This window comes from Nocardiopsis coralli (genome assembly GCF_014892575.1).
GTDB lineage: Bacteria > Actinomycetota > Actinomycetes > Streptosporangiales > Streptosporangiaceae > Nocardiopsis > Nocardiopsis coralli.
The window spans coordinates 40,210-65,422 of sequence record NZ_JADBGI010000014.1 but is presented as its reverse complement, the minus strand read 5'-3'; the positions used below and the strand labels follow the sequence as shown (position 1 = coordinate 65,422).

At 71.7% G+C, this 25,213-nt stretch carries 13 protein-coding genes; 9 read left to right on the top strand and 4 right to left on the bottom strand.

Going from position 1 to position 25,213, the window contains the following annotated elements; genetic code table 11:
• Positions 1-2,671 precede the first annotated feature (2,671 nt).
• Positions 2,672-4,846, top strand: coding sequence for a PrsW family intramembrane metalloprotease (locus IDM40_RS16625; RefSeq protein ID WP_193122929.1), 2,175 nt, complete (start codon positions 2,672-2,674; stop codon positions 4,844-4,846).
• A gap of 116 nt (positions 4,847-4,962) precedes the next feature.
• Positions 4,963-5,829, top strand: coding sequence for an SAM-dependent methyltransferase (locus IDM40_RS16620; RefSeq protein WP_328807041.1), 867 nt, complete (start codon positions 4,963-4,965; stop codon positions 5,827-5,829).
• 455 nt (positions 5,830-6,284) lie between these two features.
• Here the strand turns inward: IDM40_RS16620 and IDM40_RS16615 are convergent, their stop codons facing one another.
• Positions 6,285-8,621: a molybdopterin-dependent oxidoreductase gene (locus IDM40_RS16615; protein ID WP_193122928.1), complete on the bottom strand. Its 2,337-nt coding sequence runs from the start codon at positions 8,619-8,621 to the stop codon at positions 6,285-6,287.
• 141 nt (positions 8,622-8,762) lie between these two features.
• On the opposite strand from IDM40_RS16615, the gene IDM40_RS16610 reads away from it, so the two are divergent.
• The 3 genes from IDM40_RS16610 (at position 8,763) to IDM40_RS16600 (ending at position 11,988) form a co-directional block, all read left to right on the top strand.
• Complete coding sequence (locus tag IDM40_RS16610) at positions 8,763-9,710, top strand: HpcH/HpaI aldolase/citrate lyase family protein (RefSeq protein ID WP_193122927.1); 948 nt, start codon at positions 8,763-8,765, stop codon at positions 9,708-9,710.
• A gap of 110 nt (positions 9,711-9,820) precedes the next feature.
• Entirely contained in the window at positions 9,821-10,516 is a 696-nt protein-coding gene (locus IDM40_RS16605; protein ID WP_193122926.1) for a response regulator transcription factor, read from the top strand.
• Positions 10,517-10,521: 5 nt separating this feature from the next.
• Positions 10,522-11,988: a sensor histidine kinase gene (locus IDM40_RS16600; RefSeq protein ID WP_193122925.1), complete on the top strand. Its 1,467-nt coding sequence runs from the start codon at positions 10,522-10,524 to the stop codon at positions 11,986-11,988.
• A gap of 3 nt (positions 11,989-11,991) precedes the next feature.
• Here the strand turns inward: IDM40_RS16600 and IDM40_RS16595 are convergent, their stop codons facing one another.
• Positions 11,992-13,131, bottom strand: a complete 1,140-nt coding sequence (locus IDM40_RS16595; protein ID WP_193122924.1) for a diaminopropionate ammonia-lyase — start codon at positions 13,129-13,131, stop codon at positions 11,992-11,994.
• A gap of 121 nt (positions 13,132-13,252) precedes the next feature.
• Between IDM40_RS16595 and IDM40_RS16590 the strand changes: the two genes are divergently transcribed.
• Complete coding sequence (locus IDM40_RS16590) at positions 13,253-14,152, top strand: LysR family transcriptional regulator (RefSeq protein ID WP_193122923.1); 900 nt, start codon at positions 13,253-13,255, stop codon at positions 14,150-14,152.
• Between the two features lie 91 nt (positions 14,153-14,243).
• Here the strand turns inward: IDM40_RS16590 and IDM40_RS16585 are convergent, their stop codons facing one another.
• Positions 14,244-16,196, bottom strand: a complete 1,953-nt coding sequence (locus IDM40_RS16585) for a S1C family serine protease (protein ID WP_193122922.1) — start codon at positions 16,194-16,196, stop codon at positions 14,244-14,246.
• Between the two features lie 254 nt (positions 16,197-16,450).
• On the opposite strand from IDM40_RS16585, the gene IDM40_RS16580 reads away from it, so the two are divergent.
• Together IDM40_RS16580 and IDM40_RS16575 are read left to right on the top strand one after the other, a co-directional pair.
• Positions 16,451-17,056, top strand: a complete 606-nt coding sequence (locus IDM40_RS16580) for a response regulator transcription factor (protein ID WP_193122921.1) — start codon at positions 16,451-16,453, stop codon at positions 17,054-17,056.
• Positions 17,057-17,210: 154 nt separating this feature from the next.
• Complete coding sequence (locus IDM40_RS16575) at positions 17,211-18,179, top strand: DMT family transporter (RefSeq protein ID WP_328807040.1); 969 nt, start codon at positions 17,211-17,213, stop codon at positions 18,177-18,179.
• Between the two features lie 43 nt (positions 18,180-18,222).
• Here the strand turns inward: IDM40_RS16575 and IDM40_RS16570 are convergent, their stop codons facing one another.
• On the bottom strand, positions 18,223-20,394 hold the full coding sequence (locus IDM40_RS16570) for a SpoIIE family protein phosphatase (protein WP_193123027.1): 2,172 nt from the start codon (positions 20,392-20,394) through the stop codon (positions 18,223-18,225).
• 362 nt (positions 20,395-20,756) lie between these two features.
• On the opposite strand from IDM40_RS16570, the gene IDM40_RS16565 reads away from it, so the two are divergent.
• On the top strand, positions 20,757-25,205 hold the full coding sequence (locus IDM40_RS16565) for a HAMP domain-containing protein (protein ID WP_193122919.1): 4,449 nt from the start codon (positions 20,757-20,759) through the stop codon (positions 25,203-25,205).
• Positions 25,206-25,213 lie beyond the last annotated feature (8 nt).

Sequence of the window (25,213 nt, the reverse complement as noted above, 5' to 3'; positions counted from 1 at the left end):
GTCGCTCAGCCACGATCCACGCGCGGTGCGCGTGTCCCCGCCGGAGGCCCCCTCTCGCGCGTGCCGCGCGGTGGTCTCCGCAACCGCCCTTACGCCTTATTTGGACGCACGGAGCCCCTCGACCAACCGAGCACCGTAGGCGTGAACGCATACCCGTACCGGGGGAAGGCCCCTCCCCACAGGGGTCGTAGAGCGGTGCCAAGGGAGCAACCCCAGGACCCCATCTGGGTGGTGCACGTGTTCTGGGGCGGGGGTTCAGGCGTTCCCGTTGGGTTGCGCTCGCGCCCGACGCGCAACGTTCCAGGGGGCTGCGCTCGAGCCCGACGCGGAACGTTGCTCGGGCTTCGCTCGCGCCTGGCGTGGAGCGTTGTTGGGGCGGCGCGTGCTTCGGCGCGCTCTTTGCTGCAGGAACCCCTCGCGTTTCAGGCGGACCCAGGGAAACCTTTCGTACGCGGCGCCCCGCGCTTTTTGTGCCTGGCGGGCCCAACGACGGCGTGTCTGGGGGCGCCGCGCCCTTTGCGCCTGGCGGCACCCAAGGACGCCCCGTGTCATGCGCGAGCGCTGGCGAGTGCGTGACACGGGGCGGGTGTCGGCCTGGGCCCATCTGGGTGGTGCACGTGTTCTGGGGTGGGGCTTCAGGCGTGTCCGTTCCGCCTCGGGCACTCGCCGGCGCTCGCACCCGAGGTGGAACGTTCCTGGGGTGGCGGTCGCGCTCGAGGCGGAGCGTTGCTGGGGTGGCGGTCCGGTCTGAGGGCGCCGCGCCTTCTGCGCCTGGTCCCCAAGGATGGCGCGTCTGAGGAGGTTGCGCCGTTTGTGCCTGGCGGCACCCAAGGACGCCCCGTGTCATGCGCGAGCGCTGGCGAGTGCGTGACACGGGGCGGGTGTCGGCCTGGGCCCATCTGGGGGGTGCACGTGTTCTGGGGTGGGGCTGCAGGCGTGTCCGTTCCGCCTCGGGCACTCGCCGGCGCTCGCACCCGAGGTGGAACGTTCCTGGGGTGGCGGTCGCGCTCGAGGCGGAGCGTTGCTGGGGTGGCGGTCCGGTCTGAGGGCGCCGCGCCTTCTGCGCCTGGTCCCCAAGGATGGCGCGTCTGAGGAGGTTGCGCCTTTTGTGCCTGGCGGCACCCAAGGACGCCCCGTGTCATGCGCGAGCGCTGGCCAGTGCGTGACACGGGGCGGGTACCGGGCTCGTCCCATGTTGGGCGTGCACGTGTTCTGGGGTTGGGGTTCAGGCGTGTCCGTTCCGCCTCGGGCACTCGCCGGCGCTCGCACCCGAGGTGGAACGTTCCTGGGGTGGCGGTCGCGCTCGAGGCGGAGCGTTGCTGGGGTGGCGGTCCGGTCTGAGGGCGCCGCGCCTTCTGCGCCTGGTCCCCAAGGATGGCGCGTCTGAGGAGGGTGCGCCTTTTGTGCCTGGCGGCACCCAAGGACGCCCCGTGTCATGCGCGAGCGCTGGCCAGTGCGTGACACGGGGCGGGTACCGGGCTCGTCCCATGTTGGGCGTGCACGTGTTCTGGGGTTGGGGTTCAGGCGTGTCCGTTCCGCCTCGGGCACTCGCCGGCGCTCGCACCCGAGGCGGAACGTTCCTTGGGTGGGGCTGGCACCCGAGGCGGAACGTTCCTTGGGTGGGGCTGGCACCCGAGGCGGAACGTTCCTTGGGTGGGGCTGGCACCCGAGGCGGAACGTTCCTTGGGTGGGGCTGGCACCCGAGGCGGAACGTTCCTTGGGTGGGGCTGGCACCCGAGGCGGAACGTTCCTTGGGTGGGGCTGGCACCCGAGGCGGAACGTTCCTTGGGTGGGGCTGGCACCCGAGGCGGAACGTTCCTTGGGTGGGGCTGGCACCCGAGGCGGAACGTTCCTTGGGTGGGGCTGGCACCCGAGGCGGAACGTTCCTTGGGTGGGGCTGGCACCCGAGGCGGAACGTTCCTTGGGTGGGGCTGGCACCCGAGGCGGAACGTTCCTTGGGTGGGGCTGGCACCCGAGGCGGAACGTTCCTTGGGTGGGGCTGGCACCCGAGGCGGAACGTTCCTTGGGTGGGGCTGGCACCCGAGGCGGAACGTTCCTTGGGTGGGGCTGGCACCCGAGGCGGAACGTTCCTTGGGTGGGGCTGGCACCCGAGGCGGAACGTTCCTTGGGTGGGGCTGGCACCCGAGGCGGAACGTTCCTTGGGTGGGGCTGGCACCCGAGGCGGAACGTTCCTTGGGTGGGGCTGGCACCCGAGGCGGAACGTTCCTTGGGTGGGGCTGGCACCCGAGGCGGAACGTTCCTTGGGTGGGGCTGGCACCCGAGGCGGAACGTTCCTTGGGTGGGGCTGGCACCCGAGGCGGAACGTTCCTTGGGTGGGGCTGGCACCCGAGGCGGAACGTTCCTGGGGTTGCGCATGCGTTTTGGGGAGGGCGGGGGTCTGGGGCTATCTCGGTGGTGCACGTGTTCTGGGGTGGGGGTTCAGACGTTCCCGTTCCACCTCGGGCACTCGCTAGCGCTCGCGCCCGAGGTGGAACGTTGCTGGGGTTGCGCTCGTGCCCGGCGCGGAGCGTTCCAGGTGCGATGCCTCGCGGACCGTCCTCGGGTGGCGCCCGGCCCGGGGTCCGCCGCTATGCTCGGGCGGGCCGCCCGGGGCCGGAACGCCCCGGAACGAGCGGCAGCGTCGTATTCGCCCCCCGGTACGAGGACCCACATGGAAGACCAGGCGATGCTGACCCGCGACCTCGTGTTGCGGGTCTGCGCCGGCCCGAGCGAGCTCGACCCCGCGTGGATCCGCGCCGACGGCAAGGTCACGACCCCCTTCCTGGTGCCCCGCGACCGCAACCTCGTGCAAGCGGTCATCGACGCCGGACGCGCCATGGGCGTCGACCGGCTCCTGGTCTGCCGCACCCGGTCGCAGTACTCCTACGAACCGGTCACGCAGATCCCCCTCGACCCCGACGTGCTCATCGACCTCGTGCGCGGGTGGGGACGCGAACCGACCGACTTCCTCGTGTGCGTGGAGGACTTCTCCGCCGCCGTGCTGGTCACTTCCACCGAGCTCACCGTGGCCGCCGGGCCCGCCGACTTCGTACGCGAACTCGTGGGCGCCGACATCCCGCAGGCCCGGCGCCGCTTCGGGAACCGGGCCCGTGCCGAGGGCGGCCCCGAACTCCAGCGCGCCGCGCAGACCTACCAGTGCCTGCCCGCGGGCGCCAAGCACGCCCGAACCCCACGGGGCCCCGGGCCGGACCTGGCCGAACGCATCGCCCGCGGTGTCTCCGGGATCCGCCGGAACTCACCCGGGACCGCACGCGCCGGCCGGGCCCTGCGCGGCGCGTGGAGCTGGCTCATGGTGGCCGCGCTCCTCGTCGTCCCGTGGTTCCTCCCCGGGCTCGGCGTCGTCCTGCCCGCGCTGCTGACCGTCTACGTCCTGCTGCTCCAGCTCGCCTGGCTCTCGCGTTCGCGCACCGTCTCCTTCGCCACCCTGCTCCGCTTCACCGCCGTCGGGTTCGTGCTCGTGTGGCCCCTCGCCCTCGCGGAGGGGGCCCTGGCCGGTGCGCTCGGCGCCGACCCGGCCGGGGTGTACGCGCACACCTACATCGCCGTCACCGTCGAGGAACTCGGCAAGCTCGCCCCGCTCCTGCTCGTGTTCGTACTCGCACGCCGCAGGGCCCGCCGCATGTCCGCCGTCGACCACCTGCTGCTCGCGGCGGCCACCGGGGCCGGGCTCCAGCTCGCCGAACGACTCTTCGTGCAGATCCCGCCCGGGGTCGACGGGCCCGCAACCACGGGCGGGATCCTTCTGCCCGGCAGCGCGCTCGCCGTCGGCCCGGAGGAGGCCCTCACCGTCTTCGCCGGCCATGCCGTCACCGCTGGCCTCGTCGGCGGCGCGCTCGGCCTGGCGGTCGTCGGACGCCGCGGTTGGCTGTGGAGCCTGCCGGTCCTCGCGGCCGCTGTGTCCTACCTCGACCACCTGGCCTTCAACGCCCAGATGTCCGGCGCGGCCCTGCACCCGGCGACCGAGGCGGTGCACACCCTGGTCGGTGGCGGATCGCTCACCGTCCTCTTCCTGTTCCTGGTGCTCGTGTGCGCCGTGGCCGCCGACCACCGGCTCATCGCGACCGCCGCGGAGTCCACACCGCCCCTGCCCGGACAGCCGCCCCTGGCCCCGCTGCGCCGCTGGACCCGCGGGCGTTCGGTCGCCTGGCGGGTCCGGGTCCCGGCCGACATCGCACCCGCGTTCCGCCGCATGGCCCTGTGGTGGGTGGAGCTGCCCACCGTGCTCGCCACGACCGTGTCGACGATCGTGCACGAGTTCACCGTCGCGCTCATCGCCCTGCGCCGCGGGCCCGCCGCGTACTGCGACACCCTGCGGCTCCTGCGGTGGCGGCGCGCCAACGCGATGGGGGAGGCCCGTTCCCGCGGCCGCGCCTGGCGCCACTACCCCTCGGAGGACGAACTCACCCGCGACGCACGCGACATCGCGCGCCGCATCGGGCTGGCCGCGACCGGGGGGATCACCGGGGGCGCGGCCCTCACCCTCGCGCTCGTTGTTCCGCTCACGGGCCCGTCGACGGGGGCCGACCCCGGCGCGGGCGGTGCCTACGCCCTCAGCGCGTTCACACACCTGCAGCAGTGGCTCGCGGGGCTCGGAACCGCCGACCTCGCGTGGACGGCGGTGGCTCTGACCGCGGTGGTGAGCCTTCTCACCATCGGCAACGGAGTGCCGCACGCACACCCTCGTGCGGGCTCTTTCCTGCGCACGCCGACCGCCAACACAGGTGCCGTTCTCGGCATGCTCGCCCCCGGTCAGGTGGGGTACGCGGCACCCAGTCTCCTCGGGCTCGTGTTGCCCCGCAGCGTCGATCGACTTCTGTACCGCTGACGCCCGTCCTGGTGCCTGGTTTCCGACTTTTCATGAACTCTTCGCACGAGAAGTCTGGACTCAGGCACGCACTGTCACCTTCAATGGATGAGGCTTTGCCCGCTAGAGACAGGAGAGTGACCATCAAACGGCCGGACGTTGCCCCCGAGTATTCGACCGCTGTCCAGACCGCGCGGGACTACTACAACAGCTCCGACGCGGACACCTTCTACTACGAGATCTGGGGCGGGACCGACATCCACGTCGGTCTCTACCGCGGGGTGGAGGGACTCACCGACACCGACGACATCTCCGAGGCCAGCGCGAGATCCGTCGAGCGCATGGCTTCCTACATCGGCCCCGACAGCTCCACCAAGGTCCTCGACGTGGGATCCGGGTACGGAGGCTCGGCCCGTCACCTCGCCAAGAAGTACGGCTGCAAGGTGACCTGCCTCAACCTCAGTGAGGTCGAGAACGAGCGCAACCGCCAGACCAACCGCGACGAAGGGCTCGACCACCTCATCGACGTGGTGGACGGCTCCTTCCAGGAGCTCCCGTTCAAGGACGACAGCTTCGACGTGGTCTGGTCCCAGGACGCCTTCTCCCACAGCGCCGACAGGGACGGCGTCGTGAGGGAGGTCGCCCGGGTGCTGGTGCCCGGGGGCCGGTTCATCTTCACCGACCTCATGGCCGACGACGACACCCCCGTGGAGACCCTCGGGCCGATCCTGGAGCGTCTGCACCTGACGTCCATGGGCACGCTCGGCTTCTACCGGAAGTCCACAGCCGACGCGGGCTTCAAGGACCTCGGGTTCGACGACCTCAGCCCCCAGCTGCCCATCCACTACGGGCGCGTCCTGGCGGAGACCGAGCGCCGCGACAGCGAGCTCGACGGGAAGATCAGCCCCGAGTACCTGAAGAAGATGAAGGCCGGACTGCGCGAGTGGGTGAAGCGTGGAGAGGCCGGCGACCTCGTCTGGGGCATCCACCGCTACCAGCTGTGACCCTTCCCCCTCCGTCTCCGTGAGACGCGGGCGCACCGTCGTGTGCCGCGAGCCCCGCGCCGGAGACGACACACCCCAACTGTGGGCACGACCTGACCGGTAGACACGTGTGACCGGTGTCGGCCCACGAAGGGGCGGGCCCATCCCTTGGGCCCGCCCTTTCCTTGTGCGGCGCCGGTTGTGCGGCGCGGCTTGTACAACGCCGCTTGTATAGCGCTGCTCGTGCGGCGCGGCTTGTACGACGGGGCTTGTACGGCGCTGCTCGTACGGCGCCGCTCGTGTGAGGCAGTTCCTGTTGCGCCGCTCGTACGGCGCCGATCATGTGACGCCGCTCGTACACGGGAAGCCCGATCGCGCGCGTGGTCCTCGTGTGTGAGGACCGTCGTGTACGCGCGGACCCGCTCGTGCGTGGTGGACTCGTGTGCGGGGCCTTCTCGCGTGTGGCCCCGCCCGGCTCACACCCCGGTGACCCCGTGCGGCGGCTCGAAGGCCCGCACCGGGGGCAGCGCGTCGTCAGGGTCGGCGAACCGCTCCAGCCGCACCCGCGTCAGCTGGCCCGTGCACCCCTGGCTCAGCCCCGAGGTCCCCACGTCCTCCGTGAGCACGTTCGGGTTGCCGTGCGCGCAGTCGACGTCCGGCGACGAGGGGTCGTACCAGGTTCCGGTCGACAGCTGCACGACGCCCGGGCTGACCGCATCGCTCACCACGACCCCGGCCAGGCAGGAACCCACCGCGCTGCTGAGGCGCACCACGTCGCCGTCGACCACGCCGTGCCCGGCCGCGTCGTCGGGGTGCAGGCGCAGCGGACCGCGGTCCCGCACCTTCTGCGACCGGCTGTGCGCGCCCATGTCCTGCTGGCTGTGCAGGCGCCCGCTCGGCTGGTTGGCCACCATGACCAGCGGGAACTCGCCCGTGCGGTCGCCCACCGACGGGCCCGCGAACCACACGGGGTGGCCCGGGCAGTCCTCGTCGCCGAAGGAGTCGATGGTCGAGGAGAACAGTTCGATGCGTCCGCTCGGGGTGCGCAGCGCGTTGCGGTCCGGGTCCGCGCGGAACTCGCCCATCAGCGCCTCGTCCTCCACGCGTGCGGGCATCTCCACCCGGCCCTCGTTCCAGAAGGTCTCGAACGGCGGGACCTCGATGTCCTTGCGCGCCACCATCGAACGCCACTGCTCGTAGATGTGCCGCAGCCACTGGGAGCTCGTGCGGCCCTCGGTGAAGCGCTCCCCGGCGCCCAGGCGTTCGGCGAGGGCGGCGAAGGTGTCGTACTCGTCCCGGGCCTGCCCGTGCGGCGCCACCGCCCGCGGCATCGTGCGCACGCTCAGGTCGCCCCGGCTCGCCGCGATGTCGTCGCGCTCCAGGGTCGTGGTCGCCGGGATGACGATGTCGGCGTGGCGGGCGGTCGCCGTCCAGTGCGTCTCGTTGACCACGACGGTCTCCGCACGCCCGAACGCCTTGGTCAGGCGCTTGAGGTCCTGGTGGTGGTGGAAGGGGTTGCCGCCCGCCCAGTACACCAACCGCAGGTCCGGGTAACGGCGGTCCTCACCGTCGAACCGGTACGCGCCTCCGGGGTGGAGCAGGGCGTCGGCGATGCGCGTGACCGGGATGAACTCCGAGACCGCGTTGTCGCCCTGAGGAAGGCGGGGCAGGCCCAGGGGCGTGGACCCGCCGCCGTAGTTGCCGATCGAGCCGTACCCGCAGGCGAACCCGGTCCCCGGCAGCCCCACCTGTCCCAGGCAGCACGCCAGCGCCAGCCCGGCCCACAGCGGCTGCTCGCCGTAGCGGGCGCGCTGGACCGACCAGCCCACGTTCACCAGTGTGCGCTTCTCCGCCATCCGCCGGGCCAGCTCGCGGATCTCGGCGGCCGGAACACCGCTCACCCGCTCGGCCCACTCCGGGGTGCGGGCCATCCCGGGCCGGTTGCCCTGTTCGTCGCGGCCGCCCAACACGTAGGAACGCACCACGTCGGCGCCCTCGGTGTAGCGGTCCAGGAACTCGGTGTCGGCGAGGTCCTCGGTGAACAGCACGTGCATGAGGCCGAGCATCACTGCGGTGTCGGTGCCCGGACGTACCGGGACCCACTCGGCCTTGACGTCGTCGGGCATGTCGTCGCGCAGCGGGGACAGCGACACGTACTGGACCCCCGCGTCGGAGGCGGCGCGCATCGACGGTCCCGCCGTCTGCGCGGCACGCCCGCCCGACGTGTTCCACGTGTTCGACACCCGCAGGCCGCCGAAGGAGACCAGCAGCTCGGTGTGCTCGCGGATCTGCGTCCACGACGGGGCCCGGTGCAGCATCCGGTTGGCGATCGGGGTGCCCAGGATCCGTGGGAAGAGCACCTCGATGGCGCCGTGGCTGTAGGTCGTACGCGAACGTGTGTAACCGCCGATGGAGTTCAGGAAGCGGTGCACCAGGCTCTGCGCGTGGTGCAGGCGGCCGGCGCTGCCCCAGCCGTAGGAACCCCCGTAGATCGCCCGGTTCCCGTGCTCGGTGCGCACCCGGTCGAGCTCGCGCGCGAGGAGGTCCAGGACGGTCTCCCACTCGACCTCGACGTAGTCGTCCTCGGGGTCGCCGCGGCGCGGGTCGGGGCCGGGGCCGTGGTCCAGCCACCGGCGGCGCACGGTCGGCCGCGCGACCCGGGTGGTGTGGTGCTGCGCCGCGGGCACGTTCTGCATGATCGGGGAGTGGGCGGGGTCCTCCTGGTTCGGGCGCACGCCCACCACCCGGCCCCCGTCCACGACCACCTGGTAACTGCCCCAGTGCGCGCTGGTCGGGTGTGACGTCGCGGCCATGACCCTGCTCCCCTCGAAGACGTCCCGCGGGCCCGATACAGGCCCCGGAGCTCACTCTACGCACCGGCCGGTGCCACCATGGGGCAGGCGTCCCCGGTCCGGGACGAAGACGAACACGCTGTTACGGAGTGGTGGCGGAACATGGCTGAACTCAGGTCGCGCCGGTCGGTCCTCGCGGTCCCCGGGTCGAACCCCCGGTTCATCGAGAAGGCGCGCGGGCTCGACGTCGACGCCTTCTTCCTCGACCTGGAGGACGCCGTCGCGCCCGCCGAGAAGGCCCCCGCCCGCGACACGGTCGTCACCGCGCTGAACGAGGGCGGCTGGGGCGGCAAGATCCGCTCCGTGCGTGTCAACGACATCTCCACCGAGTGGTGCTACCGCGACGTCATCACCGTCGTCGAGGGCGCCGGCGCGAACGTGGACACCCTCGTCCTGCCGAAGATCACCGCCGCCCGCGACGTGCAGTGGCTCGACACCCTCCTCACCCAGATCGAACGCGCCGAGGGCCTGCCGGTCGGGCGCATCGGGATCGAGGCGCAGATCGAGGACGCACGCGGGCTCGTGGACGCCGACGCGATCGCCGGCGCCTCCCCGCGTGTGGAGACGCTCGTGTACGGGCCCGCGGACTTCATGGCCTCCATCAACATGAAGTCCCTGGTCGTGGGCGAGCAGCCGCCCGGTTACGACGTCGGTGACGCTTACCACTACGTGCTCATGCGCATCCTCATGGCGGCCCGCGCGCACGACGTGCAGGCCATCGACGGGCCGTACCTGCAGATCAAGGACGTGGACGCGTTCCGCCGCTCGGCCGGGCGCACCGCGGCGCTGGGCTTCGACGGCAAGTGGGTGCTGCACCCGCTGCAGGTCGAGGCGGCCAACGAGGTGTACGCGCCCAGCCAGGCCGACTACGACCACGCCGAGCTGATCCTGGACGCGTACGAGCACGCCACCACCGTGGACCGCCGGGGCGCGGTGATGCTGGGCGACGAGATGCTCGACGAGGCGTCCCGGAAGATGGCGCTCGTCGTCGCCGGCAAGGGCCGCGCCGCCGGCATGGAGCGCACGGAGAAGTTCGACCCCGGAGCCTGAGCGCGGCGTGCCCCGGGGCGAGCTGCGGTGCTGGTCCCGGCTTCCTGACCTCCACTCGGATCTCGGCGAGCTCTTACCGGCCTCTCACCCGGATACGGCAGCATGGCGCCATGGAACCCACGCCCACCGTGCTCGTAGCCGACGACGACCGTGCCATCCGGGACTCCCTGGAGCGTGCACTCCAACTCGAGGGCTACCGGGTACGGACGGCGGAGGACGGGGTGCGCACGCTCGCGGAGGTGCACGCCGAACCCGTCGACCTGCTCGTGCTCGACGTCATGATGCCGGGCGTGGACGGGCTCGGCGTGGCCGGCGTGCTGCGGGCGGAGAACGACCGCACACCCATCCTCATGCTCACCGCGCGCGTGGAGACCCCCGACCGGGTCGCCGGGCTCGACGCGGGAGCCGACGACTACCTCGCCAAACCGTTCGAGCTCGAGGAACTCCTCGCCCGGCTGCGGGCCCTGCTCCGGCGGGCCACCCCCGCCACCGAGGCGGGCGAGGACGGGCCGCTGGCCGTGCGCGGGCTGCGCATTGACCCGCGTGCCCGCCGCGTGTGGCGCGACGAACGTGAGGTCGAGCTGTCCAAGACCGAGTTCGACCTGCTGGAACTGCTCGTGCGCAACGCCGGCATCGTGCTCGACCACGCCACCATCTACGACCGGATCTGGGGTTACGACTTCGGCCCGGAGTCGAAGAACCTCGCCGTCTACATCAGTTACCTGCGCCGCAAGCTGGAGGACGACGGGCCGCCGCTCATCCAGACCGTGCGCGGTGTCGGGTACACGATCCGACCCGAGGGGTGAGCCCCGTGACCGCTCCGGACACCCGGTACCCCGATCACCACCGGCAGGGTGTGCTGCTGAACCCGCGCGGCTGGCGCCTGGGCACGCGCTTCGCCGTGCTGTTCGCGCTGGTCTCCGCCGTCACCATCGCGCTGGTGGGGTCGCTGGCCTACACCACGGCGGCGACGCTGATCCGCACCGACGTGCAGAACGAGTTCGAGCGCACCGTCGGGGAGGTCTCCGACGCGGTCGTGGACCGGTACGAGCGCGACGGGGGGCTCGGGCGTTCCGGGGCCCTCATCGTGCCGGGCGGCCACTCGCAGGTGCAGTACCTGGGGCCCGACGGGAGCCGGACCGTGGCCGTCGCCGACCAGGCCACGACGGAGATCCTCCAGTTCCCGCCCGCCCAGTCGGACATGAAGGTCGCCGGCGCCCAGGAACCCGGCGAGGTCGACATCCGCGAGGCCGAGGCCGACGACCAGCGCCTGCGCCTGGCGACGGTCTCCCTCGGGGACGGCACCGGCGCCGTGCAGCTCGTGCAGCGGATCTCGCCGACCGAGAGCATCATCGACCGCCTGGCCACCCAGATCCTGTGGGTGGGGTTGTTCGTGGCCCTGTGCGCGGCCGCGGTGGGCTGGTTGGTCGGCCACCGGATGACGGACCGGCTCGTGCGCCTGACCGACGCGGCCGAGTACGTGAGCTCCACCGGGCGCCTGGACCCGGTCGCGCCCGGCAGCGGCGGGGGAGAGACCCGCAACGGCATCGGCGGGCACGACGAGGTCAGTCGCCTCGGTGACGCCTTCAACGCGATGCTCGCGCGCCTGACCCGGTCGAAGGAGGAGCAGCGGCGCCTGGTGCAGGACGCCTCGCACGAGCTGCGCACGCCCCTGACCAGCCTGCACACCAACGTCCAGGTGCTCGGGAACGCCGACCGCCTGAGCCCGCCCGCGCGCGACCGGCTCATCGACGACCTCCAGGGGGAGACCCGCGAGCTGACCGGGCTGGTCAACGAGCTCGTCGGCCTGGCGACCGGCGACCACGAGGACGAGGACATGGTGTCCGTCCCGCTCCGGCAGGTGGCCGACCGGGTGGCCAAGCGGACCAGCCGGCGCACCGGGCGCGACATCGTCGTGGACGCCGACGACAGCGTCGTGTGGGGCAGGCCCGGCTCGCTGGAACGGGCGCTGGCCAACCCCGTGGAGAACTCCGCGAAGTTCGACCCCGACGGCGCCTACCCGATCGAGATCCGGGTGCGCGAGGGCGTGGTCGAGGTGCTGGACCGCGGACCCGGCGTGGACCCGGAGGAGCTCGGGCGGGTGTTCGAGCGCTTCTACCGGGCGACGGAGGCCCGCGGGCTGCCCGGTTCCGGCCTCGGGCTGTCGATGGTGAGCGAGATCGCCCGTGCACACGGGGGAGACGTGTTCGCCCGCAACCGCGAGGGCGGCGGATCGGTCATAGGCTTCTGGCTGCCGCTTTCGACCCCGCCCGAGTAGCCGTCACGAGCGTGCCCCCTCGGTGCTGAGAAGCACGACGGTGGAGCCGCCGTCCAGGCCCAGCGCCTCCCTGCGCCCGGGCCGGGACAGGGCCGCACGCACCCCGGCCAGTGACGCGGCTCCGCAGGGGCCCGCCCCGGCGCCCAGTTCCGCCAGGTCGTTTTCGGCGCGCGAGGCCTGGTCGTCGCTGACGGCGACCGCCGCGTCGCAGCCGTCGCGCAGCAGCGGCCACGCCAGCTCGGAGACCTCCGCGCAGTGGAGCCCGGCCATCGTCGTCCCGGCCGTGGCCACCGTGGTGGAACGGCCCGCCCGGAGACTGGCCAGCGCGCAGGGTGCGGCGACGGGTTCCACGCTCAGCACCGCTGGGGCGACCGACCACGCCGGGTCGCGGTAGTGCGCCAACGCGGCCTGGGCCAGTGAACCCACGCCGACCGGGACGGTCACGAGGTCGGCGGCCGGCCACTCGCGAGCGTCCAGGGCCTCGTCGATCTCCGCGAACAGGGTGCCGTAGCCCTCCACGATCCAGGACGGAACACGCTCGTACCCGGGCCACGCGGTGTCCTGCACCAGGGCGCGCCCGTCGGGGTCCTGCCGTGCGTGGTCGGCGGCTCGTCCCACGGCGTGCTCGTAACCGCCGTCCACCCGCACGACCCGGGCGCCCTCTCCTTCGATCGCGGCGGCCGCCGTGGCCGTCATCCCCTCGGGCACGAACACCGTGGCGTGGCAGGAGAGCAGTCCCGCCATCCGTGCCACGGCCCGCCCGTGGTTGCCCTCGGTCGCCGTCACCAGGTCCAGCGGGCCGGCGGCGCGGAGCGAAGCCAGGTCCGTGCCTGTGGCACCGCGCTCGCCGAGCACGCGGGCGCACGCCCACGAGGCGCCGAGGATCTTGAAGGCGGGTAGACCCAACCGGTCGGACTCGTCCTTGACCAGGACCCGGCCCACACCCAGCTCCGCGGCCAGGGCGGGGAGGTCGTGCAGGGGTGTGGGCGCGTACCCCGGGAGCCCGGCGTGGAAGGCGCGGGCCCCGGTCGACCCGTCGTGGTCGGACGGCCTGCGCCAGGAGCGCGCCGGAGGGTTCGTGTACCAGTCGTCGGTGCTGTCACCCCGAGCGTTCCGGGGGTCGTTGCGGTGTGGATCATCCATGACGCCACCTTCGTCGACGGAGAACGTCCACGTCCATCGGTGGTTCTCGTGCCATACCGTGCAGGAAAACCGCATGATTTCCCGGAAACAGAGCTCGAGGCGGGCAGGGAGGAGGGACGACGTGTTCGACGCCAGAAGGCTCCTGGTCCTGCGCGAGCTGGCGGCACGCGGCACCGTCACCGCGGTGGCGGGGGCGCTGAACTACAGCCCGTCCGCTGTCTCACGCCAGCTGGCGGTGCTGGAGGAGGAGATGGGAACCGCTCTGTTGGAGGCGAGCGGGCGGCGGGTTAGACTGACGCCTGCCGGTGAGGCCCTCGTGCGCCGGGCCGGGCCGATCCTGGAACAGATGGAACGCGCCGAGTCCGAGGTCTCGGTGCTGGCGTCGGAGTCCCAGGAACTCAGCGGCCGCCTCCGGGTCGCGGCGTTCCAGACGGTGCTGCTGGACGTGATCCCCATGGCCCTGGAGCGGCTGGCACACCTGCATCCGCGGTTGCGGGTGGAGACGGGCCGGCTCGAGCCGGAGGATGCGCTGCCCGCCCTGTCGGCCCACGAGTACGACCTCGTGCTGGAGGAGGAGTACCCCTCCCGTCCCGGTCCCCGGCGAGCAGGGGTCACGCTCCGACAGGTGATGACCGACGAGATGGTCCTGGCCGTCCCCAAGTCCTGGACCCGGGTTCCCCTCCGCGAGCTGGCGGAACATCCCTGGGTGATGGAACCCGCCGGGTCGGCGGCCCGTGACTGGGCCACACAGATCTGCCGGGAAGCCGGGTTCGAGCCTGAGGTGCGCCATGTCTCCGACGACATGCTCGTGCAACTGAGCCTGGTCCGACGCGGGCACGCTGCCGCGTTCGTGCCGGAGACCGTCGTCCCGCACGCCCCCTCGGGTGTCGCGGTGGAGCACCTGCCGGGGCGCCCACGACGCACCGTGTTCTCCGTGGTGCGTGCGGGCGGAAGCACGCACCCGGCCTGCACCGCCTTCCACGAGGCCTTCGAGCACGCGGTCGATCGATTGCACCGCTGACAGGAGCCGCACGGACCCCGCACATGCGGAGGGACCCGGGGTGTGGCGAAACCCGGGCCCCTCCGACGGCCGAACGAGGACTGGTACCCCGTCAGTCCTCCTCGGCCTCCTGTTCGACGCTGGCGGCGCTCTGCTCGCCGAGCGTCACTTGGACCTCTTCCTCGTCACCGTTGCCCCCGCGCAGGACCCCGAGGGTCACCTCTTCGCCGGGCTGGCGCGAACGGATCTCCGCGATGAGCTGGTCGGGCGAGTTCACCTCGTGCTCGTCCACGGACGCGACCACGTCGCCGGGCTCCAGGCCGGCCTCGTCGGCGGCGCCACCGTCCGCGACCTCGACGATCTGCGCCCCGCCGGAGAGGTTGCCGGAGATGGTCGCCTCGATCGCGGGGTAGCTGGCGCTGCCCTCCTCGACGAGCTGCTCGGCGATGGGTTGCACCTGGTTGATCGGGATCGCGAACCCGAGCCCGACCGAACCGCTCTCCTGCGAGACGCCGGCGATCGCGGTGTTGACGCCGACGACCTCGCCGGCCATGTTCACCAGCGGCCCCCCGGAGTTGCCGGGGTTGATGGCGGCGTCGGTCTGGATCGCGTTGATCACCGTCGACGTCTGCATCTCCTCACCCTCGGACGCACCCGTGTTGACGGGGCGGTCGAGGGCGCTGACCACGCCGGTGGTCACCGTTCCGGACAGTCCGAGCGGCGAACCGATCGCGACGACCTCGCCGCCGACCCCGACCTGGTCGGAGTCGCCGAGCTGCGCGGGGGTGAGCCCGCTCTGCCCCTCGGCCTGGATCACCGCGATGTCGGAGACCGGGTCGGCCCCCAGCACCTCGGCCCGGGCGCCGGAACCGTCGTTGAACAGCACCTCGAGCTGCCCGTCCTCGGCGGCCTGCACCACGTGGGAGTTGGTGAGGATCTGCCCGTCGGACGAGATGATGACGCCGCTGCCCCCGCCGCCGGCGGCCTGGATGGAGACCACGCTCGGCAGGACCTCCTCGGCGACGTCGCCGACCTCTCCCTCGGTGGCGGTGCCGCCGCTCTCCCCCTCGAGCGAGCTCACGGGCGATCCGGGCCCGCCCGGGAACAGGAACGCCGTCGCCAGCGCCACGACCGGACCGACGATCAGGCTGGTGATGAGCGCGGTGATCGCGGCGACCGTGATGATGCGTCCGGTGCGCCTGCGCGGTTCCTGCTGCGGGACGGGACCGTGCGGGTAGCCCTCCGGTCCGTAGGGCGGCACACCCCCGGGCGGCTGCCCGGGACCCCCGTGGCCGCCCATCCCGAAGGACGCGGTGTCACCCGGGCCGCCCCCCGGCCCACCCGGTCCGCCGGGCTGTCCCCCGTGCGGCGTCTGCTGACCCGGGTACGGGTACGCGCCGCCAGGGTGCCCCCCGGCCGCCGCGTACGCCCCCGTGTACCCGCCGCCGTACGCGGCGTGCGCGTCCTCGGGCCTGCTGAACGCGCCGGAGTCACCGGACGCGGACGGCGCCCGCCACCCGGTCGCTCCGCCGAACGGGCCGCCTGCCCCCGCATGGGGCCCGTTCGGGTCGGAGTGCGGCGCGAAACCGGGGCGCTCCTCGCCCCCGGGGCCGGACGCCCATCCGGGCGGCCGCTGCCACGGGGAGGGCTCCCCCGGCGTGGTGGGGGTCCCGGGCGGGACGGGCGCACCGGGACCCTCGCCACCACCTGGTGCAGCGGCGCCGCCGGGCGGGGTGCCCGGGGCGGAGCCGCTCACCTCTCCTTCGGACTCGTTCTCGAAGAGCTCGTCCTCGAAGGAGCGCGGTGCCTCACCGGAGCCGCCCCCGCGGACCCCGGTCGCACCGCCGTCCTCAGGGAGCGGTGGTTCCGCGCCCTGCCCGCCGTCGGCGGGGTGTTCGGACTGTTCGGTCTGTTCGGCACGCTGTGCGTCTTCGCCGACCGGTCCGGCTCCGTCGCGGGGGTCCTGTTCGTTCTCCCCGACGGGCTCGGACGGACGCTGCTCGGGGCCCTCGTCCCCGGCCGCCTCGCCGGGCTCGTTGCCCCCGTGGGGTTCGTTGGGACTCAAACTCATCCTCCGACTGGCCGGACGGTGTCTACTGGTGGTCGTCCATGTCGAGAACCATCATGCTCCGGGCGGGTTAGAACCGGGTGAGAGGCCGATACAGCGGGGTTTCGAGTCCGGTCGGCCTCAGGATCTGTCCCCGGTCGGCCGGCCCCGTCGCCCCCCAGTGACGATGCGGCGCCCCTGCGAACAACCCGCCGTAATGTCCGGAAACGATACCGTGCAGTCGCTGCTCACACACGGTGAAAGGCCCCACCTTGATCAATATCGTGCTCGCCGATGACGAACACCTCGTGCGGGGTGCCATCGCCGCCCTGCTGGGGCTGGAGGAGGACCTGGAGGTGGTCGCGGAGGTCGGCCGCGGCGACCTGGTCGTGGACGCGGTGCGTGAGCACGGCGCCCAGGTCGCCGTGCTCGACATCGAGATGCCGGGCGCCACGGGGTTGGAGGTGGCCGCGCAGTTGCGCACCGCCGTCCCCGGTTGCGGCGTCGTGGTGCTGACCAGTTTCGGACGGCCCGGATATCTGCGCCGGGCCCTCGCCGCGGGCGCGCGCGGGTTCCTCGCCAAGGACGCCCCCGTGGAGCAGTTGGCGGGTGCGATCCGCAAGGTCCACGAGGGCGGGCGCTACATCGACACCGAGCTCGCGGCCGCGGCGATGGCGGGAGGGGAGAGCCCTCTGACCGACCGCGAGACGGAGGTGCTGCGCGCGGCCTCCGACGGCGCCTCGGTCTCGCAGATCGCCGCGCGCCTGCATCTGTCGGACGGAACGGTCCGCAACTACTTGTCCAACGCGATCGGCAAGACGCAGGCGGACAACCGGATGGCGGCGATCCGTACGGCCCAGGACATGGGCTGGCTCTGACCGGGTGCCACGGGGAGACGGTGGGCACATCCGCGCCGTGCCCCCGCCCACCGGCACCGGCGCCGCGAGGGCAACAGATCCTATGATCGGATCAGAATCTGCGGAGGTCGGTCCGGCCCCCGTCTCCCACCGGCCCCAGGAAGAAGGTTCCCGCGTGGCGTCGACCCCCTCGCCCCCGGCCCGCCCCACCGGTCCTTCCGAGGACCCCGCGCAGTTCGCGCAGCGCGGTTTCGTCCTGCTCGTGCTCGCGGGCGCGCTCTGGGGAACCGGCGGCCCCGCTGCGGCCGTGCTCCAGAGCGACCACGGCCTGACGAGCATGTCCGCGGCCGTCTACCGCCTGCTCATCGCCGGTGTGGCCATCACGCTCGTCCTGCTCCTCATGGGACGGCTCCGCCGCATGGTGTGGTCGCGCCCGCTCGTGGGGCGCCTGGCCCTCAACGGTGTGCTGCACGCGCTCTTCCAGCTGCTCTACTTCGGGTCCCTGGCGCTGATCCCGGTCGGGCTCGCCACCCTGGTCAAGATCGGCAGCGTCCCGGTCTTCATCACCGCCGGGGTCTGCATCCTGGCCCGCCGCCGCCCCACGGTCGCGCTCATGATCCCGGTGGTCCTGGCGGTCGTGGGCCTGGCGCTGCTGGCCGGGTTCCCGAGCACCGACGCCCCGCCCGCACAGTTGGCGGCCGGACTGGCGTGCGCACTCGGCGCGGGCGTGGCCTTCTCCGTGATGGGACTGGCCAACCGGCGCCCGGTCGAGGGCCTGGACGCGCTCACCAACGCGGGCCTGGGCATGCTGCTGGGCAGTCTGCTGCTCCTGCCGGCCGGGCTCGCGTTCGGCATGGCCGTCCCGGTGGAGGCCCAGGCGCTCGGGCTTCTGCTCTTCCTCGGGCTGGTCCCGACGGTCGTGGCCTACCTCGCCTACTTCATGGGGCTGCGGACCGCCTCCGACACCGGGGTCGCCGTCGGCACGATCGCCGAACCCCTCACCGCGGCGCTGCTGTCGGCCGCGCTCCTGGGCGAGCAGATGACGGCGCTGGGCCTGGTGGGCGCGGTGATCCTGGTGGCGTCGATGGGCGCGGAACCGGTGATCCGCCGCGTGGAGCTCCGCCGGGCCCGCAGCCCGCGCTGAGCCGGTCTCGCGGCGCCCGTACCGTGCCGCGGCGCCACCTCGCCTAGAGGAACCGCAGCACCAGCATCGCCGTGTCGTCCACGCTGCCACCGGGGGCGTAGTACTCGAGCTCCCGGTCGATCCGGCTGATGACCGCCTGAGCGCTCAGCCCTTGCGCGTGCCCGAAGATGTCCAGCAGCCCTTCCTCACCGAGCATGTCGGTGTTGTTGCGCCGCTCGGTGACACCGTCGGTGACCGCCAGCACGAGCTCGCCCGGCCGCACCATGTAGGTCTCGGTGCTCCACCCGACGTCGTCGAAGGCCCCCAACAGCGGCTGCGAGCTCCCGAACGTGGACGCCTCACCCTTCTGGTCCAACCGCAACGGCAACGGGTGCCCGGCCGAGACCATGCGCACCCGCATGCCGCCCTCGTCGTCGTAGTTGGGCGTCATCTCGCCGTACAGCATGGTCAGGAACCGGGTGGAGGTGCTCTCCTCCAGGATCGCCAGGTTCAGCCGGGCCATGATGTCGGCCGGCGCCAGGCCCTCCTTGGCCAGGGCGCGCAGGGTGTGCCGGGCCAGACCGGTGATGGCGGCCGCCTCGGGGCCGGTGCCGCACACGTCGCCGATGGCGAAGCACCACCGGCCCTCCTCGGCCTTGAACACGTCGTAGAAGTCGCCGCCGACCACGTTCTTCTCGTCGGCGGGCCGGTAGTACACGGCGTGGTCGACGCCGGGGATCACCGGTTCCTTCTCCTTGGCGGGCAGCAGGCTCCGCTGGAGCGCCGAGCTCATCGCCGCCTGGCGTTCGTGCAGGCGGGCGTTCTCCATCGCGGTGGCCACACGGCGGCTGAGGTCGTCGGCGACGTCGACGTCCTCGCGGGTGAACTCGTCCTTGTCGTCCTTGCCGATGGTCATCCGGCCCAGCGGACGCCCGTGCGCCACCAGCGGAACGCTGATCGCCGGGCCGCGCGCCAGCTCGCGCACGGCCTGCTTGTCCAGGCCCTCGGCGGACAGCTCGGCGGGGCTCCACAGCGCCTGCGGCACCCGCTGTTCGCGCGGGGGCAGGGTCGTCAGCAGCGAGTGGAGCACGTCGTTGAGGTTCTCGTCACCGTGCACCACGTGGGTGAGGTGGGAGATGCCCAGGTCGTTGGTGCTGTGGATCGCGCACCAGCGGCCCAGCCGGGACGTGATGAGCTGCGCGGCCAGGGCACCGGTCATGCGCTCGTCCAGCGTTCCGGCGAGCAGGTCGCTGGCCTCGGCCAGGAAGCTCAGCGACGCACGCCGGGCCAGCTCCACCTCGGCCAGGCGAGAGCGCTCCATCGGCAGCGCTATGAGGTCGGCGCCCTCCTGCAGGCGCTTGGCGGCGGCGGCCCCGAAGTGCCGGGTGCGTGTGGAGGCGACCCCGAGCAGGCCGGTGACACGGCCGTCCACGATGAGCGGGGCGGTCACCAGCGAGCGCATCCCCGCGCGGGCCAGGGCGCCCCGGTTGGCACGGGCGATCATGAGGTCGTCGTTGATGACGGCGCCCGGTTCCGGTGCGGCGGAGGGGAAGGCCTCCTCGGTACGGATCCGTATGGGCCGCCACGGGGCGCCGCCCGAGGTCAGTCCGATGGCCGAGCGCACCTCCCACATGGTCTCGTCGGAGGTCGCCAGTGCGATGTACGCGGCGTCCCCGCCCAGGGCGCTCGTGGCGTACTCGACGGTGCGTTCCAGCAGTTGGGGCAGGCTCAGCCGCGACCCGAGCGCAGAGTCCAGCGCCGACCACGCGGTGGGCCTCGCGGGACGGTTGTTGCCCTTGCGCACCTGGGGCGACCGGAGCGACGGGTGTTCGCCGGGCTGGTCCTCGATGCGGAACCACACGGCCTTGTCGCTGCGCCCGTAACTCACACCCCAGCTGGAGGCGATCGCCGAGGCCAGGGCCAGGCCCAGGCCGCCGACCCGCTCCTCGCCGTCCGAGGGAGAGGTGTCCACCGCCAGCGGCCCGGCCTGGGGGACGGGGCGCTCGGGGGCGGAGTCGGTGACCATGATCTCGGTGGAGCCCTCCCCGCGGCGCACCGTCACCTCGAGGGACGAACGCGCGTGGATGACCGCGTTGGTGACGAGCTCGCTGACCAGCAGGATCACGTCGTCGAACGGGTCGGGCACACCCCAGCTGAGGAGTGTGTCGTGAACGAACTCGCGGGCGGCCGCAGCGGTCTCCGGAGCAGCGGGGAACTCTCGTCGAGCGACCTTCAACGCGTCGTGTGGTGGCAAGCCGTCAGTGTCCTTCATAGCCGGGCCCGGGACAGGGGTGTCATTGCCACGATACGCGGAGGTGATCGGCGCGTGTGGGCCGTCCCCGGACCTCACGTGCGGACGAGTCTTCGCAACCGGCCTGTGACGCTTGTCGCGGCCGGTTAGTGTAAGTCGACACATCCGTTTCTTTCGGGTGGTACTTCGCGCCGGTAGCGTGACGAGGTGTCACCGAGGGTACGCGGGGGCACGTGCGCGCCCTCCACCTGTCCGCGGTCCGGGTCTCCCCCCTGCCGCGGCGCGGGTGCGGGGCCGTCCGTCCGGGCCAGAAGGGACGGGTGACAGGCAGGTTGAGGAGGGGTCCGATGCCCGAGGCGGTCAAGGAACTGGCCGACGAACAGCTCGACGAGATTCTGCAGGCTCTGTACCGGATGCGCGACGGCGACTTCAGTGTGCGCCTGCGCAAACGGGGCAGCGGCACGATCCGGGAGATCGCCTCCGTCTTCAACGAGGTGGTCGACCACAGCGAACAGCTCAACAGCGAGCTGCAGCGTGTGGGCGAGGTCGTGCGCGAGGAGGGCCGTCTCGGCGAGCGGATCGCGGTCAACCCGGCGCGGGGTGCGTGGGCCGAGAGCTCCCGCGCCATCAACGACCTGCTGGACGAGGTCTCCGAGCCGGTCAGCAACGTCGCGGACGTCCTGGTCTCGGTCGCCGCCGGTGACCTGAGCCGCCGGGCCTCCCGCGACGGCCGCCGCGGCGAACTCAAGGGCGACCTGCTGCGCCTGGCCAACACGGTCAACCAGATGGCCGACCAGATGAGCGGCTTCACCGGCGAGGTCACGCGTGTGGCCCGCGAGGTGGGCACCGAGGGCAAGCTCGGCGGTACCGCCCGCGTCGACGGCGTCTCCGGTGCCTGGCGCGAGGTCACCGAGGCCGTCAACCAGATGTCGAGCCGCCTGACCGACCAGGTCCGCAACATCTCCCAGGTGACGACGGCGGTCGCCCGCGGTGATCTGAGCAAGAAGATCACCATCGACGTGCAGGGCGAGATGCTGGAGCTGAAGGACACCGTCAACACGATGGTCGACCAGCTCTCCACGTTCGGTGACGAGGTGACCCGGGTGGCCCGCGAGGTGGGCACCGAGGGCAAGCTCGGCGGCCGGGCGAACGTGCGCGGGGTCCAGGGCATCTGGAAGGACCTCACCGAGAACGTCAACTCGATGGCGGACAACCTCACCAACCAGGTGCGCGACATCTCCCAGGTCACCACGGCGGTGGCCCGGGGCGAGCTCACCCAGAAGGTGCAGGTCGACGTGCAGGGCGAGATGCTCGCCCTCAAGAACACCGTGAACACCATGGTCGACCAGCTCGACTCCTTCGCCGACGAGGTCACGCGCGTGGCCCGCGAGGTCGGTTCCGAGGGCAAGCTGGGCGGCCGCGCCAACGTCAAGGGCGTGTCGGGCATCTGGAAGGACCTGACCGACAACGTCAACTCGATGGCCAACAGCCTCACCTACCAGGTCCGCAACATCTCGCAGGTGACGACGGCGGTCGCCGAGGGTGACCTCAGCAAGAAGATCACCGTGGACGCCCAGGGCGAGATGCTCGACCTGAAGGACACCATCAACAAGATGGTCGACCAGCTGGACTCCTTCGCCAGCGAGGTCACCAGGGTCGCCCGCGAGGTCGGTACCGAGGGGCAGCTGGGCGGCCAGGCGCACGTGCGCGACGTCTCCGGGGTCTGGAAGGACCTCACCGAGAACGTGAACTCCATGGCGAACAACCTCACCTACCAGGTGCGGCAGATCTCCATGGTGACGCGGGCGGTGGCCGCCGGCGACCTGACCAAGAAGGTCACCGTCAACGCCAAGGGCGAGATCCTGGAGCTCAAGGACACCATCAACGTCATGGTGGACCAGCTCTCCGCGTTCGCCGACGAGGTCACGCGCGTGGCCCGCGAGGTGGGCACCGAGGGCAAGCTGGGCGGCCGCGCCGACGTACGCGGCGTGCTCGGCATCTGGAAGGACCTGACCGACAACGTCAACTCGATGTCGCACAATCTGACCACCCAGATGCGCAACATCTCCGAGGTCACCACCGCGGTCGCGGGCGGCGACCTCACCAAGAAGATCGATGTCAACGCGCAGGGCGAGATCCTCGAGCTCAAGACCACCGTCAACACGATGGTCGACCAGCTGTCGGCCTTCGCCACCGAGGTCACCCGCGTGGCCTACGAGGTCGGAAACCAGGGACAGTTGGGCGGCCAGGCCAAGGTCGAGGGGGTCTCCGGCACCTGGAAGCAGCTCACCGACAGCGTGAACGGCCTGGCGGGCAACCTCACCACCCAGGTCCGTGCGATCGCCGCCGTGGCCAACGCAGTGGCCAAGGGCGACCTGACCCAGAACATCATGGTCGACGCCCGCGGTGAGATGGAGCAGCTCAAGGACAACATCAACCTGATGGTGTCCAACCTGCGCGAGACCACCGAGACCCAGCGCGACGCCGACTGGCTCAAGTCCAACCTCAACCGCATCTCCGGGCACCTGCAGGGCCACCGCGACCTCAACGAGCTCTCGCGCCTCATCATGGAGGAGGTCACGCCGCTGCTGGAGGCCCAGCACGGCGCCTTCTACCTGCCCGCGGACATGGACAACCAGAAGACCTTCCGGTTCTACGCCGGCTACGGCTTCGAGCCCTCCGACGAACGCCGCACCCTCAAGCGGGGCGTGGGGCTGGCCGGGCAGGCCGTCGAGCAGCGCACCGAGCTGCAGATCCACAACCTGCCCGAGGGCTACGTCGACGTGCACTCGGGCATGGGCGGGGCACAGCCGAAGTACCTGTTCATCCTCCCGATCGTCTCCGAGGAACGAACCCTGGGCGTGCTGGAGTTCGCCGCCTACGACGAGTTCAAGGAGATCCACAAGAGCTTCCTGCGCCAGCTCGGCTCCCTGGTGGCGACCACGATCAACACGATCCTGGCCAACAGCCGCACGGAGATGCTGCTGGAGCAGTCGCAGCAGATGGCCAACCAGCTGCGCGAGCGCTCCAACGAGCTCCAGCGCCAGCAGGAGGAGCTGCGCGGCAAGAACGCCGAGCTCCGGCAGAAGGCCACCCAGCTCGCCAACCAGAACCGCGCGATCGAACTGCAGAACCAGCAGATCCAGCGCTCCAGGAACGCCCTGGAGGAGCGCGCCCACCAGCTCCAGGTCTCCTCCAAGTACAAGTCGGAGTTCCTGGCGAACATGTCGCACGAGCTGCGCACGCCGCTCAACAGCCTGCTGATCCTGGCCCGGCTCCTGGCCGACAACGGCGAGGAGAACCTGTCGGCCAAGCAGGTCGAGTTCGCACAGACCATCCACAAGGCCGGCAGCGACCTGCTGCTGCTCATCGACGAGATCCTGGACCTGTCCAAGGTCGAGGCGGGCCGCGCCGAGGTGCAGCCCACCGAGGTCTCCATCAGCCAGCTCGTCGACTACGTGGAGGCCACCTTCCGGCCGTTCAGCGGCGACCAGGGCCTGGCCTTCAGCGTGGACGTCTCGCCCGACATCCCCGACTCCCTGTGGACCGACGAGCAGCGGCTCCAGCAGATCCTCCGCAACCTGCTGTCCAACGCCGTGAAGTTCACCCCGCAGGGCGAGGTCCGGCTGCTCATCGAACCCGCCTGGGCGCTCGAGGACGCCGACCTCGACATGTTCGTCGAGAACGAGGAGGTCATCGCCTTCACCGTCGCCGACACCGGCATCGGGATCGCCGAGGACAAGCTCCAGGTGATCTTCGAGGCCTTCCACCAGGGCGACGGCGGCACCTCCCGCAGGTTCGGCGGCACCGGCCTGGGGCTGTCCATCAGCCGGAACTTCGCCCGCCTGCTGGGCGGTGAGATCCGCGTGCAGAGCGTCGCCAACCAGGGGTCGACCTTCACGCTGCTGCTCCCGGTCCACCTGCCCGAGGACGCCGGTGACCCGGACGAGCGCCCCGTCATCACCCCGCCGGCCGCGATCGAGCCGGTCCCGCACCCCTCGCCGGAGTACGGCCCGGCGGTCGCCCCCGAGGTCGGCCCCGCGCCGGCCCAGGAGGAGCCCGCGGCCGCCACGACCCCGGCGATGCCGGACGAGGAGTTCGACGACGCCATCCGCGCCCTCACCGACCTGGGCGAGGACGAGCCCCTGCCGACCGTCCCGGTGCTCAAGACCGCCGAGACGTCCGCCGCGGCCGAGGGCGGCGAGGAGGCCGAGGAACCGGTCGCCACGGTGGAGGCCCGCACCGACCCCGAACGCCGGGCGGTGCTCAGCGGACAGCGGGTCCTCATCGTCGACGACGACGTGCGCAACGTCTTCGCCCTGACCAGTGCCCTCGAGGCTCAGGGCCTGGAGGTCCTCTACGCCGACAACGGGCACGAGGGCATCTCGCGCCTGGAGGCCAACGAGGACATCTCCCTCGTCCTGATGGACGTGATGATGCCCGAGCTGGACGGCAACGCCACCACCAGGGCGATCCGGGACATGCCCCAGTTCGCGGACCTGCCGATCATCTCCCTGACGGCCAAGGCCATGCAGGGCGACCGGGAGCGTAGTCTGGCCGCCGGTGCGACCGACTACGTGACCAAACCGGTCGACCTCGACCACTTGCTGGACGTCATGCGACGCTGGCTCACGGCCGACCCCGCCGAGACACGTGCGGGTGCGGCCGCCGACGACGCGGCGCTCGCGAGCGGGGCCGGGGACACGCAGGACCCCGGACCCGGGCAGAATGGCGGGACGAACGAGACCGGACCCGACGACACCAGGGACGACACCGAGACCCACGGGGACGGGTGAGCCCGACC

Coding starts and splice junctions, on each gene's coding strand:
- IDM40_RS16625 (WP_193122929.1), top strand. CDS start 2,672: ATGGAAGACCAGGCGATGCTGACCCGCGACCTCGTGTTGCGGGTCTGC.
- IDM40_RS16565 (WP_193122919.1), top strand. CDS start 20,757: ATGCCCGAGGCGGTCAAGGAACTGGCCGACGAACAGCTCGACGAGATT.
- IDM40_RS16595 (WP_193122924.1), bottom strand. CDS start 13,131: ATGGATGATCCACACCGCAACGACCCCCGGAACGCTCGGGGTGACAGC.
- IDM40_RS16605 (WP_193122926.1), top strand. CDS start 9,821: ATGGAACCCACGCCCACCGTGCTCGTAGCCGACGACGACCGTGCCATC.
- IDM40_RS16615 (WP_193122928.1), bottom strand. CDS start 8,621: ATGGCCGCGACGTCACACCCGACCAGCGCGCACTGGGGCAGTTACCAG.
- IDM40_RS16610 (WP_193122927.1), top strand. CDS start 8,763: ATGGCTGAACTCAGGTCGCGCCGGTCGGTCCTCGCGGTCCCCGGGTCG.